Raw genomic sequence first — 13,857 nt, forward strand, 5'->3', positions numbered from 1 at the left:
CGCCTCAGTCCAGCACGACCAGCACGTCGCCCATGTCGACGCTGTCGCCCTCGTCGATGGCGACCCCCGTAACGGTGCCGCCGCGCTCGGCGACCACGTCGTTCTCCATCTTCATCGCCTCCAGCACGCAGATCACGTCACCGGACGCGACCTCGTCGCCCTCGGCGACGTTCACGTCGAGGATGGTGCCCTGCATCTCCGCGGTCACCTGCTCGCCCTCGCCGGTGATCTCGGTGCCGCCGTCGCCACCGTCGCCGCCGGATCCGGCCGAGTCGGGCCGTTCGGCCGTCGCGGAGCCGGTGCCGGCGGACTCGACGGCGACCGGTGCCGCGCCGCGCTCCTCCAGGTTCACCTCGAAGCGCTTGCCGTTGACCTCGACGGTGAACTCGCGCTCGACCACATCCTCGTCGTCATCGTCCGCGCTTCCAGTCCCCTCGGTACCCCACTGCTCCTGTGCTTCCGTGAGGCGGTCGCGGTCGAGTTCCTCGTCGAGATACTTCGTCGTGTGCGTGCCGTTCGTGAACCGCTCGTCGGTGAGCATCAGGCGGTGGAACGGGACGATGGTGACGATCCCCTCGATGTCGTACTCGCGGAGCGCCCGGAGGCTCCGGGAGATGCACTCCTCGCGGTCGGAGCCGTGGACGATCAGCTTCGCGACCATCGAGTCGTAGTCCGTGACGAGTTCGTCGCCCTGCCGGAGCGAGTCGTCCAGCCGGACGCCGATGCCGCCCGGTGGGTCGTACGTCGTCAGTTCGCCGCCCTGTGCGGGCGCGAAGTCGTTGGCGGCGTTCTCGGCGTTGATCCGGAACTCGATTGCGTGGCCGTCGAAGGTAACGTCGTCCTGCGCGAACTCGAGTTCCTGCCCGGCCGCGACCCGGAGCTGTTCTTTCACGATGTCGATCCCCGTGATCTCCTCGGTGACGGTGTGCTCGACCTGAATCCGGGTGTTCACCTCGAGGAAGTAGAAGTTCGCGTCGGGCCCGAGCGGGTCGTCGGGGTCGCGGTCCTCCTCCTCGACGAGGAACTCGACGGTGCCGGCGTTCGTGTAGCCGGCCTCGCTGACGCCGCGGCGGGCGGCCTCGCCGATCTTCTCGCGGAGTTCGTCCGAGAGCGCGGGGCTCGGTCCCTCCTCGATCACCTTCTGGTGGCGGCGCTGGAGCGAGCAGTCCCGCTCGCCGAGATGGCGGACGTTGCCGTGCTCGTCGGCGAGGATCTGTACCTCGATGTGTCGCGGGTTTTCGAGGTAGCGCTCCAGGTAGACGGAATCGTTGTCGAAGTACGCCTCGCCCTCGCGCTTGGCGCTCTCCAGCTGGTCGGCGGCCTCGTCGGCGCTCTCGACGACCTTCATCCCGCGGCCGCCGCCGCCGCCCTCGGCCTTGATGGCGACGGGGTAGCCGTGCTCCTCGCCGAAGTGCTCGACCTCGGCGGGGTCCTCGACGGGGTCGGTCGTCCCGGGGACGATGGGCACGTCGGCCGATGCCATCGCCGTCCGGGCCTTCGTCTTCTCGCCCATCTGCTCCATCGCGTCGCTTTCCGGGCCGACCCAGGTGATCTCGCTCTCCTCGACGCGGGCCGCGAACTCGGCGTTCTCCGCGAGGAAGCCGTAGCCCGGGTGGATGGCGTCGGCGTCGGCCTTCCGGGCGGCCTCCATGATCGCCGCCTGGTCCAGATACGACTCGCTCGCCTTCGCCGGGCCGACGTTGTACGCCTCGTCGGCGTAGCGGACGTGTCCGCCGTTCTTGTCGGCCTCGCTGTAGACGGCGACGGTGCCGATGTTCAGTTCCTCACAGGCTCGCATCACGCGGACTGCGATCTCCCCGCGGTTGGCCACCAGAACCTTCCTGAACATTCTTGAGAGTAGTGACACGGAGCGGGCACCTTATTGTTTCGCTACCGTATCGTGAACCCAGATAGACAGGAGGTTGACGAGCGTGGCGTCACCGCCCGGCCAGTTCGGTCATCACGGCCGACTCGGCCTTCCGGAGGTGGTTCGACGCGGTGCTCTCGGCACAGCCGAGTTCGGCTGCCACGTCGGCGAGCGACGCAGTCCGCGGCACGTCGTAGTAGCCAAGCGCCGCAGCGACCTCGACCGCCTCCGACTGCCGGGCGGTGAGCGCCCCGGCCAGCGTGGGCCGTCGCTCGTCGAACTCGCCGATCGCGTTCACCTGCACGTCGATGCCGTCGGGGAGGCCGTCCAGCATGGTCTGGATGTCCTCGCTCGCCCCGACGACAACCAGCCGCATCGCGGCCTCGCGGTCGTACACGATCGGCGGCACGACGACGAGGTCCAGCGCCGCGAACGCCGACCGCCACCGCCGGTCCTCGGCCCGCGTTTCCTGGCAGACGTAGACGTGAAAGGAGCCGTCGTCGACCGACGTGCAGTCGTACCACCGCACGGAGTCGACGCCGTCCATGGCCGCCTCGTAGCGGTCGCGGTCGCCCTCGACGTAGAACAGCGTGTACTCGATCTCCCGCTCCCGGAGCAGGTGCCACGCCCGAAGCTCCTCGCGCTCGACGGCGTCCCCCTCGCGGATGAACGTCTGCATCGGGTGGAGCATCCCGTCGGGCTGGCGAAGCCGGACGTCGACGTAGTTCACGCCCGCACGTCGGGAGCCGGGGGACTAAACGGTGCCGACCGCGCTTATAAATCGGCTAGCCACACCGACAGAACCGGCTTGGACCGCGGCGGCGTATCGATCACCAATGAGTTCCTCCAGCCAGACCGGCAGCGCGGACGCGGCGGGCGACGACGGCGACGCCAGGGGCGACGACGGGCGCGGTGGGTTCCCGCCCGGCCCGTCCGGGCTCCCGCTGCTCGGGAACACCCACCAGTTCGTCCGTGACCCCCACGGGTTCTACGAGACGCTGGCCGAGCACGGCGACGTGGTCGGCTACAGCGTCGCCGGACAGGACATGGTGACGGTGCTCCATCCCGACCACGTGGAGCGCGTGCTCGTCACCGACGCCGACAGGTACGGCAAGTGGCAGCTACAGGATTTCGGGACGGAGTTCGCGCCGAACGGGCTCCTGTTCACGGAGGGCGAGCAGTGGCGCGAGCAGCGAACCACCGCCCAGCCGGCGTTCCAGCTGGACCGCGTGCGGGCGTACGGCGACCGGATGACGGCGTTCGCCCGCGAGATGGTCGCGGAGTGGAGCGACGGCGACAGCGTCGTCGCCAACGAGCGGTTCTCCGACCTCACGCTCCGGATCCTCGCCGACTCGCTGTTCGACGTGGACGTCGACGCCGACGGCCGGGGCGAGGCGATCACCCGCGCCGCCGCCGAACTGAACCGTCGGGCCGACTCGTCGAGCGCGACTGCGTTCATCCCCGAATGGGTCCCGACGCCGTCGAACCGCCGATTCCGGCGCGCACAGGACGATTTCGCCGACGCCGTCGACGACCCGACCGCCCGGGAGCGTCGCGAACGCGCTGGCGAGGCTGACGAACAGCGCGCCCGGGCCGCTCCCGCCGACCGGCAGGTCGCCGGCGAACAGGAGCGGGAACACGACCAGCCCCGCGACGACGCCGACGAGCGTGTTCAGCACGGCGATCGTCGTGCCGTCGGCCGGGAGCGACCGGTCCTCGCCGATGTATGAGGCGTAGGTGATCATCGTCCCCGCGCCGACCGAGAGGGTAAACAGCGCCTGCCCGAGCGCCGCGCCGAGCACCGACGCGAAGTTCGCACGGAGGTAGGCCAGATCGAAGGCGAGGAAGTACTCGAACCCGCCGCCGGCACCGGGCAGCGTCGCCGCCCACGCGGCGAGGCCGACCAGCAGGGCGGCGATGGCGGGCATCATCACCTTCGTCGCCAGTTCGATGCCGCGTCGGACGCCCGCGAGGACGATGCCGGCGGTCATGAGCAGGAAGATGACCTGATACACGACGGCCGACGGCCCGAAGGAGACGGCGTCGAAGTACGCCCCCGGCGCGTCGAAGTACGTGCCGCCCGCGCTGGCGACGAGATAGCGGAGGATCCACCCGCCGACGACGCTGTAGAACGACAGCAGGAGGACGGTCGTGGCGACGGGCAGCAGGCCGACGATCCCCCACCGGTCGGAGTCGGACAGGGAGGCCAGCGCGCCGACCGGGTTGCGCCGCGACCGGCGACCGATGACGAACTCCGCGAGCAGGCCCGGGACGCCGACGGAAAGCACCAGCGCGAGGTACACCAGCAGGAACGCGCTCCCGCCGTTCTCCGCCGTCATCCAGGGGAACCGCCAGACGTTCCCCAGGCCGACGGCGCTCCCGACCGCCGCGAGGATGAAGCCCGTCCGCGTCGTCCACGATTCGCGTGTCACTGGGAACCACTCACCCGGGGCGACAAAAGAGCGTTGCGAATTCCGAGGTGTCGGGCGAAAAACTACACGAACGTCGGGGAACACAGCGGCGCGGCGGTGCCGACTGGGCGTTCGTGCGCCGATCGCCTCACCACTCGGCGACGCTACCGTCGTCGTGCCGCCAGACCGGGTTGTGCCAGTCCACGTCGCCGGCGCGCTCGCGGAGGACGGCCTCGTCGACCTCGACGCCGAGGCCGGGCCCGTCGGGCAGGTCGACGTAGCCGTCGTCGTAGTCGAACACGGAGGGGTCGGCGAGGTAGTCCAGTACGTCGCTGGTCTCGTTGTAGTGGATGTCGAGGCTCTGCTCCTGGATCAGCGCGTTCGGCGCGACGGCGTCGACCTGGATGCACGACGCCAGCGCGACCGGGCCGAGCGGGCAGTGCGGAGCCATCGCCACGTCGTACGCCTCAGCCATCGCTGCGATCTTCTTGACCTCGGTGATCCCGCCGGCGTGCGAGAGGTCCGGCTGGATCACGCCGACGGCGCCCCCCTCGAACACCTCCTTGAAGTCCCACCGCGAGTACATCCGTTCGCCGGTGGCGATGGGTGCCGAGGTGTGTGCCGCCAGCTTCGGGAGGAACTCGTTGTGTTCCGGCAGCACCGGCTCCTCGATGAAGAAGGGGTCGTACTCCTCCAGCGCGACCGCGAGGCGCTTTGCCATCGTCTTCGACGCGCGGCCGTGGAAGTCGACGGCCACGTCCACCTCGTCGCCGACGGCCTCGCGGACCTGTCGGAGGCGGTCGGCCGCGTCGTCGACGACGGCGGGCGTGTCGTTACGCCGGAGCGCGGGCGTGGCGTTCATTTTCAGCGCCGTGAACCCGGCGTCGACCTTCGCCTTCGCCTGCTCGGCGACGTCTTCGGGTTCGTCGCCGCCGACCCACTGGTAGACGCGGACGCGGTCCCGCGCTTTCCCGCCGAGCAGTTCGTAGACGGGCGCGCCGAAGCGCTTGCCCTTGATGTCCCAGAGCGCCTGGTCGATGCCCGCGATGGCGCTCATCAGCACCGGGCCGCCGCGGTAGAAACCGCCCCGATACATCGTCTGCCAGTGGTCCTCGATGTCGGCCGGGTCCTCGCCGACGAGGTAGCCCTCCAGCAGTTCCTCGACGGCGGCGCGGACGGTGTGTGCCCGGCCCTCGACGACCGGTTCGCCCCACCCGACGACGCCGTCGGCCGTCTCCAGTCGGAGGAACAGCCAGCGCGGCGGCACCTCGTACAGGTCGTAGTCGACGATGCGGCCGGTCACGGCCGGGCACCTCCACTCGGGGCGCTTGTCGCGTGCGTTCCCGCCGTCGGTCCCGGCTGAGTGGGTCGGTCGGTCATGGTTCGGCGTGGTCGGCCCGCGTCAAAGAAGGTCCCGTTTCCCGCGGCGCTCACGCCCGGTGTGCCGCGACGCGTCGGCGTCACAACCACGGTCAGTCCTCGTCGGCGGTCAACGCCGCCGCCGGGGCTGGCTGCGTCGAGAGGTGCGTGTCCCCGAAGCCGGATTCGAACTTGAGTCCGTACCCGAACAGCCGGTCCGCGCCGATGTGGCCCGTCCACACGAGCGCGACGAGCAGGGCGAACCGCGTCTCCGTCGCGACGCCGACCGCCCCGAGCGCCAGCGGTACCGTGTACGTGTGCACCGCGTTGTACAGGCGACTGCCGGTCCGCGGCCCCGCGAGATACCCGAGCATCGACAGGTCCGGTGCCAGCGCGAGCGCCAGCAGCAGCCAGACCGGCCCGTCGAGGAGCGACAGATAGCCGGCCACCGACAGTCCGAGTACGACCCCACCCTCGACCCGCAGCAGCGTTCGCGGTTCCATGTGCGTACGGACGCCGGGAACGCCCTTAACCGGAGCCGACGGGCTCCGGAAAGGTGTCTGCCGGCACAACCGTACAACCCGATGGACCGGCTGCGGTCGTCGCTCCGGAGGACAAGAACTACCACCCGAACGGTCGACGTACCAACCGATGGCCCAGCGCTTCCTCGTCTTCGGCGACCACCACGGCGACACGGAGTCACTGGAACGGTTGCTCGACGACACCGAGGGCGAACGGTTCGACTTTGCCGTCCATGTCGGCGACTTCACCGACGCGATGCGCGAGGACAGGGCGACGGCGGCCGAGCAGCTCCGGGCGGTCGAACCGTACCTCGAAACGGTCGCCGACCGGACGCGGCACGACCTCGTCTGGGTGTACGGCAACCGGGACTACTTCGGCGACTTCGACTACGACCTCGACGTCGGGACGCGCGTTCCCGACGAGGGGACGGTCACCGTCGGCGGCCAGCGGTTCGCGAACTCGCCGGCGGCCGTCGAGTCGGACGTTATCCTCGTCACGCACATGGAGACCTGGCGGCTGCTGGACCACTTCGACGGCCGGGCGCACTTCTGCGGCAACACCCACCTCGGCCGGTCGAAGGGCCGCCGGGTCAACTCCGCGTTCCTCCAGTACACCCACCGGGAGACGGGGGAGCAGTCGTTCGGCGGCTACGTCGTCGTCGAGGTGGACGACGCCCCGCCGTTCGACGTCGACGTGCGGCGGATCGGCACGCTCGACCGGATCGACTGCGAGCGCCACGGCGAGCGCGGTGTCCAGTTCCACGCGGCGTTCGACGGCTGCATGTACTGCGCCGAACCGACGATCCTCATGCGCGAGCTGGCCGCTTCGGCGTTCTACGGGCTCACGCACGACGCCGACCGCGACGCCGTCGCCGACGGCGCGCTCGTCGACTACGCGGTCGACCTGTGGGACGACCCGCCGGACGGGTTCCGGGACGAGTTCGCGGCGTACCTCGACGACATCGAAGACGACCGATACGCCCCGCTCGCGCGAACGGAGGGCGGGAACCTCGTCGTCGCGGCGGAGAGCTACGCGTACTGAAGGCGGGCACGGGTCCGCTCGCGCGCCGGTCAGACCAGCGGGATCGCCGGCGCGGGATAGATCGACGTGACGCCGAGGTAGAGGGTGGCGAACACGCCGAGCAGGACGAACGTCCGGACCGACCAGAGCCACGCGACCGCGAACGTCTCGCCGCCACCGGTGCCCTTCTTGATCTCGTCGACGGCCTCCGGGCCGTACACCCACCCGACGAAGATCACGCCGAGCAGGACCGAAACGGGCAGCAGGACCTGATACGCCAGCGTGTCAAACCAGGTGAGCCACGCGGTGTTCCACGCCGACAGCGTCCCGAGGGCAAAGAGCGCGCCGGCGAAGCCGAAGGCGACCTTCGCGCGGTCGAACCCGTAGTTGTCGACGAGATACGCCGTCACGACTTCGAGCAGGCTGATCGCCGAGGACAGCGCGGCGATGAGGACGACGAGGAAGAACACGACGCCGAGCGCGCGGCCGGCCATCCCGAGGTTGCCGAAGGCCTGCGCGACGGAGACGAACAGCGCGCCGGCCCCGCCACCGGCTGCGGCGTCCGGAACGCTGCCGAACTGGACGAACAGCAGCGGGATGACCACAAGCCCCGCGAGCAGCCCGACGAACGTGTTCAGCACGACGATGAGGCCGCCGTCGGCCGGCAGGCTGTCGTCCTCGCTCAGGTAGGAGGCGTAGGTGATCATCGCGCCCATCCCGAGCGACAGCGAGAAGAAGGCCTGGCTGACCGCGAACGGCACGACGTTGCCGAGGTTGTTCGCCAGGTACTCGAAGTCCGGCGAGAGGTAGAAGCCGTACGCCGGCCCCGCGCCGTCGAGCGTGAACGCGTACGCCGCGAGCCCGACGAGGATGACGACGATGGAGGGGACCATCACCTTCGTCGCGCGCTCGATGCCGTCCTCGATCCCGAACGCGACGATCGCGGCGGTAAGCCCCATGAACACGGCGTGGAAGGCGATCGCCTCCCACCCGACCGACACCGCGCCGAAGTACTCGCCCGCCTGACCGAAGTACGCGCCCGTCGCGCTGCCGATGACGTAGCGGATCACCCAGCCGCCGACGACGCTGTAGTACGAGAGGATCCACAGGCCGGTGAACAGCCCCAGCGCGCCGACGACCGTCCAGCCCGGCTTGCCGAGGCGTTTGAACGCCTCCACCGCGTTGATCTCCGCCCGCCGCCCGACGACGAACTCGCCGAGGATCGCCGGCAGGCCGATCAGGACGGCGGCGAGCAGGTAGACGAACACGAACGCCGCGCCGCCGTTCGTGGCTGTTTTGAACGGGAACTGCCAGATGTTCCCCAGTCCGACCGCGCTGCCGACCGCCGCGAGGATGAACCCGAGGCGGGTCCCCCAGGCTTCGCGTTGTGCCATGTGTGTCGCCGTCTCAACGATGACGCGGAAAACGGCTTGCCATTCGGTAGCGTTTTGCTGGTCGTTAGCGAACGACAGCCGACGGCGGTCGGCGCGTGATATTCATGCTTCAACCGAAGCGTAGCTCTCTCGGCCTCGTATTCACTCGGCCGTGTGAGAGCTACGCAGCAACGAAGCCTGATTCTCGCGGCCTCACACCTGTTCGGCCGTGCGAGAATCAGGCTTCATCGAAGCATGAATTTCGTGGGCTCGCATCGGCTCGCCCATGTGAAATTCATGCTTCGCCGTACACGGGCACCGCGGCCCCGCTCGTCACGCTCGCGCCGTCGCTCGACAGGAACGCGACCACGTCCGCGATGTCGGCCGGGTCGACCCACGACTCGTGGTCGGCGTCGGGCATCATCTCGCGGTTCATCGGCGTGTCGATGACGCTCGGCATGATGGCGTTGGCGCGCAGGTCACCCTCGTTTTCCTCCGCAATCGTCTCGGTGAGGATCCGGATCCCCGCCTTCGAGATGCGGTAAGGGCCGTCGCCCTCGCCGCCCTCCAGCGAGGAGCGGGCGCTGACCGAGACGATCGCGCCGTCGTGTTCCCGGAGGTGGGGGATCAGGTGCTTCGAGGCGAGGAACGCCGACTTCAGGTTCACGTCCATGAGGAAGTCGAACTCGGCGATGTCGGTCTCCTCGATCGGCGTGCCGCCGCGCCACGTCCCGGCGATGTTCGCCAGAGCATCGACGCGACCGTGGTCGTCGACGATGTCCGCGACCGTCGTCTCGACGGCGGTCTCGTCGGTCAGGTCCGCCTCGTAGAAGTGCGTGTCGTCGTCGGGGTCGAGCTGTGCGTCCTCGTCGTCGGGCGCGACCACGTCCAGCGCGCACACCGTCGCCCCGGCGTCGCGGAACCGGTCGACGACCGCGCTGCCGAGCGCGCCGCTCGCACCGGTGACCACCGCCACGCGACCGTCGAAGTCGAAACTCACGGACATACGTGTCGAAAGGGTCGCTGCGCGAATAAAGCCGGGGGGCCGGCTCCGGCGCTCCGGGCCGCTACGGCTCGACGACGAGCTTGCCGAAGACGCTGTCCTCCAGCACGGCGCGGTGGGCCTCCCCGACCTCGTCCAGCCCGTACACCCCGTCGACCTCCGCGGTGAGGTCGCCCTCGGTCAGCAGCACGGCGAGGCGGTCGAGCACCGTCGAGATGTCGGGCGTGTTGAACATGCTCATCAGGTGGACCCGAAGCTCCTTGGCGCGGGCAGCCGGCGTGTTCGAGAAGCCGCTCTCGGCGCTGTTGCCGCCGATCCCGACGATGCGGGCGTTCTGTGCGGCCACGTCGGCGTCGAACTGCAGGTAGTCGTCGAGCCGATGGTCGAGGATCACGTCGGGCTCGCCGGCTGCGGTCACGGCGTCGGCCAGGTCGTCCCGGGCGTAGTCGATGGCCGTGTCGGCACCCAGCTTTTCGAGGCGGTCGTGGTACTCCGGCGCGGCGGTCGTCGTGACCTGTGCGCCCGCGGCCGCTGCGATCTGGACGGCCGCGTGGCCGACGCCGCCGCTCCCGCCGTGGACGAGACAGCGTTCGGCCGGCTCCAGGTCGGCGTGGTCCACGAGCGCCCGCCACGCGGTGACGCCGACGACGCCGACGCCCGCACCCTCGCGGGCGCTCGCCCCTCTCGGGAGGTGTGCGATCCGGTCCGTCGGCGCGACGGCGAACTCCGCGCAGGACCCTTGCCGGTCGTTGCCGAGTCCAGTGCCGAACACCCTGTCGCCCGGTTCGAACCCGTCGACGCCCTCGCCGACCGCCGTCACCTCGCCGGCGAAGTCGGACCCGGGGGTCATCGGCAGTTCCGCGGGCTGGTACGACCCCTCGCGGAAGTACGTATCGACGGGGTTGACCGCCGCTGCCTCGACCGCGATCAGTACCTCCCCCTGCCCCGGTTCGGGCCGCGGCACGTCGTCGACCTGCAGTACGTCCCGTCCGCCGTGTTCGTGATAGCGAACTGCTCGCATGTCTTTCCCCACTGGCGGTGCGGGCAAAAGTGTGTCGTGGCGGCGTACATGTAGGAATGGATAGACAAAAACGGTGCGGGGGAGCGCCTCAGTGGTGGACCGCCATATAAAGCTGGGTGCGTCTCAGCGCGTGAGAGTGCGGGAAGCGCCTTAGTACCGGGACCGAGAATCGGCGACCATGCAGGTCAGCAAGCGCACGCTCGCCAGCCTCGCACTGGTCGCGGCGATGGTCGCGGTGAGCGTCCTCCTCTACGACCGGCTCCCCGAACAGCTCGCGACGCACTGGAACGCGGACAACGCCGTCGACGACACGATGCCCCGGGCGGTTGGGCTCGCGCTGTTCCCGGCGCTGGGGCTGCTCCTCGTCGGCCTGTTCGCGCTGGTCCCGCGGATCGACCCGCTGGGTGAGAACATCGACGAGTTCCGGGCCGCCTACGACCTCATGGTCGTCACGACCGTCGGCCTTCTGGCGTACGTTCAGGGGCTCGTGATCTGGTGGAACCTCGGCAACGAGTTCGCCGTGAGCGCGGCGATAGCGCCCGCGGTGGCGGCGGTGTACGTCGTGGCCGGGTACGTCGTGGAGCGCGCGGAGCGGAACTGGTTCGTCGGCTTCCGGACGCCGTGGACGCTGTCGGACGACCGCGTCTGGGAGCGCACCCACAGCCGCGGCGGCCGGCTGCTGAAAGTCGCCGGCGTTCTGGCGGCCCTCGGCGTCGTCTTCCCCGAGTACGCCATCGCCCTGCTCGTGGCACCCGTCCTGCTGGTCGCCGTCTACACGACCGTCTTCTCCTACCGCGAGTACCGGCGGCTCAACCGGTCGAACGCCGGGTGACCGGGGCTCGTCCGGCGAGCGAACGCTTTTGCCCGCCGCACCCGTGGTCCCGCGCGTGGACCTGATCGCCCACCGCGGGTTCGCCGCCGAAGCGCCCGAGAACACGGTCGCGGCCGTCGAGCGGGCCGGTGCGCTCGCCGACGCGGTCGAGGTCGACGTGCGGCGCTGCGGGTCGGGCGAACTCGTCGTCGCCCACGACGCGACCGTCGACCGCGTGACGGACGCCACCGGCCGGGTGAGCGAGTTCTCGCTGGCCGAGCTCCGGGCGCTCGACGTGCTCGGGACAGGGGAGGGGATCCCACCCCTGTCGGCGGTGCTCGACGCCGTCCCCGACGGCGTCCGGGTCAACCTCGAACTGAAGGAGTCCGGGGTGGCGGCCGACGCCGTCGCGGCCGCCGACGCCGCCGACGTGGACGTGTTCGTCTCGGCGTTCGACCCCGACGTGCTCCGGGCGGTCGCCGACGCCGACCCCGGGACCCCGACCGCGTACCTCTGTACGCTGCGGGACGACGCGCCCGTGGCGACCGCCGCCGGGCTGGGCTGTGAGGCCCTGCACCCGTCGTTCCCCCTCTGTCTCGTCACGCGGATCGTGGGCCGGGCTCACGACGCCGGACTCGACGTGAACGCGTGGACGGTACAGCGCCGGTCCGTCGCCGGACTCCTCGACGTCTGCGGCGTCGACGGCGTCATCGCGGACGCGTCCGTGCTCCGCTAGTCGCCGGCCCGTCGCGGAAAAAAGCGACGCTGATTAGCTACTCCTCGACCACGTCGGCGTGGGGCGCGGTCCGCTGGACCGCGGCGATCCCCTTCTTCGCGTTCTGCTTGGAGGAGTACCCCTCGCCGCCGTCGGCGACGATGTTGCCGTTGCGGTGGCGGAGCCGCCAGCGGTACTCGCCCGCGCGGTCGACGAACACCTCGAAGCCGAGCGGGTCGAACTCCAGCGTGTCGGCGTCGGGCGCGTAGCTCCGGACGCGCTCGAAGCCGGCCTCCGCGCCGGACTTCGACGCGTACCCCTGACTGCTGTCGGCGATGATCTCGCCGTTGCCCGCTTTCAGCCGCCAGCGGTACTTCCCGGCGGCGTCCTCGTACACCTCGGGGTCGGCGTCGACGCGCTCGCGGACGCGGTCGACGGCGTCGACGGCGTTGCTCCGGGAGGCGTATCCTTCGCCGCCGTCGGCGAGGATGCGGCCGTTGCGGTGGCGGAGCCGCCAGCGCCACTCGTCGGCGTTGTCGCGGTAGATCTCGAACGCCGTCGGGTCGTGTTCCAGCGTGTCGGCGTCGGCGACGCGCTCGGTGAGGCGTTCGACGGCGTCGGCGAGCGCCGACCGCGAGGCGTACCCCTCGCCGCCGTCGGCGACGATGTTGCCGTTGTCGTGGCGGAGCCGCCAGCGCCAGCTACCGCCGCGGTCCTCGTACACCTCGACGGTCGCGCCGTCGTCCGGGTCGGCGTCCGGCTCCGGCAGCGCCGCCGCCACCTCGTCGCCGCTCGCGGCGTCGTCCTCCGTGGCGGCGGGTTCCTCGGTGTGGTCGACGCCCTTCGGGGGCGTCTCCTGCTTGTCGAGGGCCGCGCCGGGTGCGTTCCGGCGGACGCTCTCGATGCCCTTCTTCGCGTTGCGCACGTCGGTGTACCCCTCGCCGCCGTCGGCGACGATGTTGCCGTTGTCGTGCCGGAGCCGCCAGCGCCACTCCTCCTTGCGGTCGGGGTACAGTTCGAACGTCGCCTTGCTCTCCGGCTCGTCGGTTGCCGGGCTGGCGTCGTCGTCACCGGTACCAGCCGCCCCTCCGGTTGCGGGGGCAGCGGCCGTCTCCGCTGAGACCGCCGGGAACAGGAACGCGGCGACGACCTCGATCCCGATACCGACCGCGTACGCCGTGAGGATCAGCGTGCTGTAGTCGCCCGAGGCGACGTTCCAGTTGCTCGGATACGCGAACACGAAGGCGACGACCGAGACCAGACTCACAGCGAGTCCCAGATACGCCACCTGTGTCGCCCGCTGTTGTAACGGCAGTACGACGATGAAGCCGTACATCAGCACCGGGAGCGCCAGCGCCCCGATGGAGAAGGCGAACGTGCGATACAGCCAGAACGAGTCAGTCCCGCGTGTCGCCGTCGTGCTCAGCAGGAACAGGGCGAAGCCGACGAGTCCGAGCGCGGCCCCGACGACGAACGCCCAGTAGCCGTACGCCTCGTCGGACGTGGTCGGCGTGGCCACGTTGTCGCTGTACCAGTCGACCAGTGCATTGTCAGTCGAATTACTCATATTATGTGATACAGCGGGTGACGGGGTAAGTGTTTGGGAGCGTCTGACAGTTTCACGCACGTTGACCTCCTCCCACCCCTGAAGGGGTGGGATTCCCCGAAGGGGATATTCAGGTTACGCGTTTCCTCGGCGGTGAGGTACGCTTTCGCGTCCCGCGTCAGCGGTCGCCGTCCGGTTACGACCCCGGA

Annotated in this window: 11 protein-coding genes and 3 pseudogenes; 4 read left to right on the forward strand and 10 right to left on the reverse strand. The window is 69.8% G+C overall.

What is annotated here, in order from left to right; genetic code table 11:
* Positions 1 to 4: 4 nt before the first annotated feature.
* Together D8896_RS13630 and D8896_RS13635 are read right to left on the reverse strand one after the other, a co-directional pair.
* Entirely contained in the window at positions 5 to 1,849 is a 1,845-nt protein-coding gene (locus D8896_RS13630) for an acetyl-CoA carboxylase biotin carboxylase subunit (RefSeq protein ID WP_121822654.1), read from the reverse strand.
* Between the two features lie 88 nt (positions 1,850 to 1,937).
* On the reverse strand, positions 1,938 to 2,597 hold the full coding sequence (locus D8896_RS13635; RefSeq protein ID WP_121822655.1) for a helix-turn-helix domain-containing protein: 660 nt from the start codon (positions 2,595 to 2,597) through the stop codon (positions 1,938 to 1,940).
* Between the two features lie 106 nt (positions 2,598 to 2,703).
* Here D8896_RS13635 and D8896_RS20145 point away from each other — a divergent pair.
* Positions 2,704 to 3,375: pseudogene (locus D8896_RS20145) on the forward strand (cytochrome P450); the annotation flags it as partial.
* Here D8896_RS20145 and D8896_RS13640 read toward each other — a convergent pair.
* From D8896_RS13640 to D8896_RS13650, 3 genes and pseudogenes are all read right to left on the reverse strand, one after another.
* Positions 3,310 to 4,299, reverse strand: a pseudogene (locus D8896_RS13640) (sodium-dependent transporter); the annotation flags it as partial. The pseudogenes D8896_RS20145 and D8896_RS13640 overlap by 66 nt on opposite strands.
* Positions 4,300 to 4,426: 127 nt before the next feature.
* Complete coding sequence (gene dgoD / locus D8896_RS13645) at positions 4,427 to 5,581, reverse strand: galactonate dehydratase (protein ID WP_121822657.1); 1,155 nt, start codon at positions 5,579 to 5,581, stop codon at positions 4,427 to 4,429.
* 169 nt (positions 5,582 to 5,750) lie between these two features.
* Entirely contained in the window at positions 5,751 to 6,140 is a 390-nt protein-coding gene (locus tag D8896_RS13650; RefSeq protein ID WP_121822658.1) for a DUF4260 domain-containing protein, read from the reverse strand.
* Positions 6,141 to 6,288: 148 nt separating this feature from the next.
* Between D8896_RS13650 and D8896_RS13655 the strand changes: the two genes are divergently transcribed.
* A complete protein-coding gene (locus tag D8896_RS13655) occupies positions 6,289 to 7,200 on the forward strand; it encodes a metallophosphoesterase family protein (protein WP_162991566.1) in 912 nt (303 codons plus the stop codon).
* Positions 7,201 to 7,229: 29 nt separating this feature from the next.
* Here D8896_RS13655 and D8896_RS13660 read toward each other — a convergent pair whose 3' ends face one another.
* The 3 genes from D8896_RS13660 to D8896_RS13670 form a co-directional block, all read right to left on the reverse strand.
* Complete coding sequence (locus D8896_RS13660; RefSeq protein ID WP_121822660.1) at positions 7,230 to 8,573, reverse strand: sodium-dependent transporter; 1,344 nt, start codon at positions 8,571 to 8,573, stop codon at positions 7,230 to 7,232.
* Between the two features lie 274 nt (positions 8,574 to 8,847).
* Positions 8,848 to 9,558 (reverse strand): SDR family oxidoreductase, encoded by a 711-nt coding sequence (locus D8896_RS13665; RefSeq protein ID WP_121822661.1) that lies wholly within the window; start codon positions 9,556 to 9,558, stop codon positions 8,848 to 8,850.
* Between the two features lie 61 nt (positions 9,559 to 9,619).
* Positions 9,620 to 10,576: an NADPH:quinone reductase gene (locus D8896_RS13670; RefSeq protein WP_121822662.1), complete on the reverse strand. Its 957-nt coding sequence runs from the start codon at positions 10,574 to 10,576 to the stop codon at positions 9,620 to 9,622.
* A gap of 178 nt (positions 10,577 to 10,754) precedes the next feature.
* On the opposite strand from D8896_RS13670, the gene D8896_RS13675 reads away from it, so the two are divergent.
* Positions 10,755 to 11,408, forward strand: a complete 654-nt coding sequence (locus D8896_RS13675; protein ID WP_121822663.1) for an SdpI family protein — start codon at positions 10,755 to 10,757, stop codon at positions 11,406 to 11,408.
* A 55-nt stretch (positions 11,409 to 11,463) separates the two neighbouring features.
* Positions 11,464 to 12,123, forward strand: coding sequence for a glycerophosphodiester phosphodiesterase (locus D8896_RS13680; protein ID WP_121822664.1), 660 nt, complete (start codon positions 11,464 to 11,466; stop codon positions 12,121 to 12,123).
* Positions 12,124 to 12,160: 37 nt separating this feature from the next.
* Here the strand turns inward: D8896_RS13680 and D8896_RS13685 are convergent, their stop codons facing one another.
* Positions 12,161 to 13,669, reverse strand: coding sequence for an HVO_2922 family protein (locus D8896_RS13685; RefSeq protein WP_121822665.1), 1,509 nt, complete (start codon positions 13,667 to 13,669; stop codon positions 12,161 to 12,163).
* Positions 13,666 to 13,857 (reverse strand): annotated as a pseudogene (locus D8896_RS19750) (hypothetical protein); the annotation flags it as partial. The gene D8896_RS13685 and the pseudogene D8896_RS19750, both read right to left, overlap by 4 nt.

The sequence above is a fragment of the Halostella salina genome (assembly GCF_003675855.1).
In the GTDB taxonomy this organism is placed as follows: Archaea; Halobacteriota; Halobacteria; order Halobacteriales; family Natronoarchaeaceae; genus Halostella; species Halostella salina.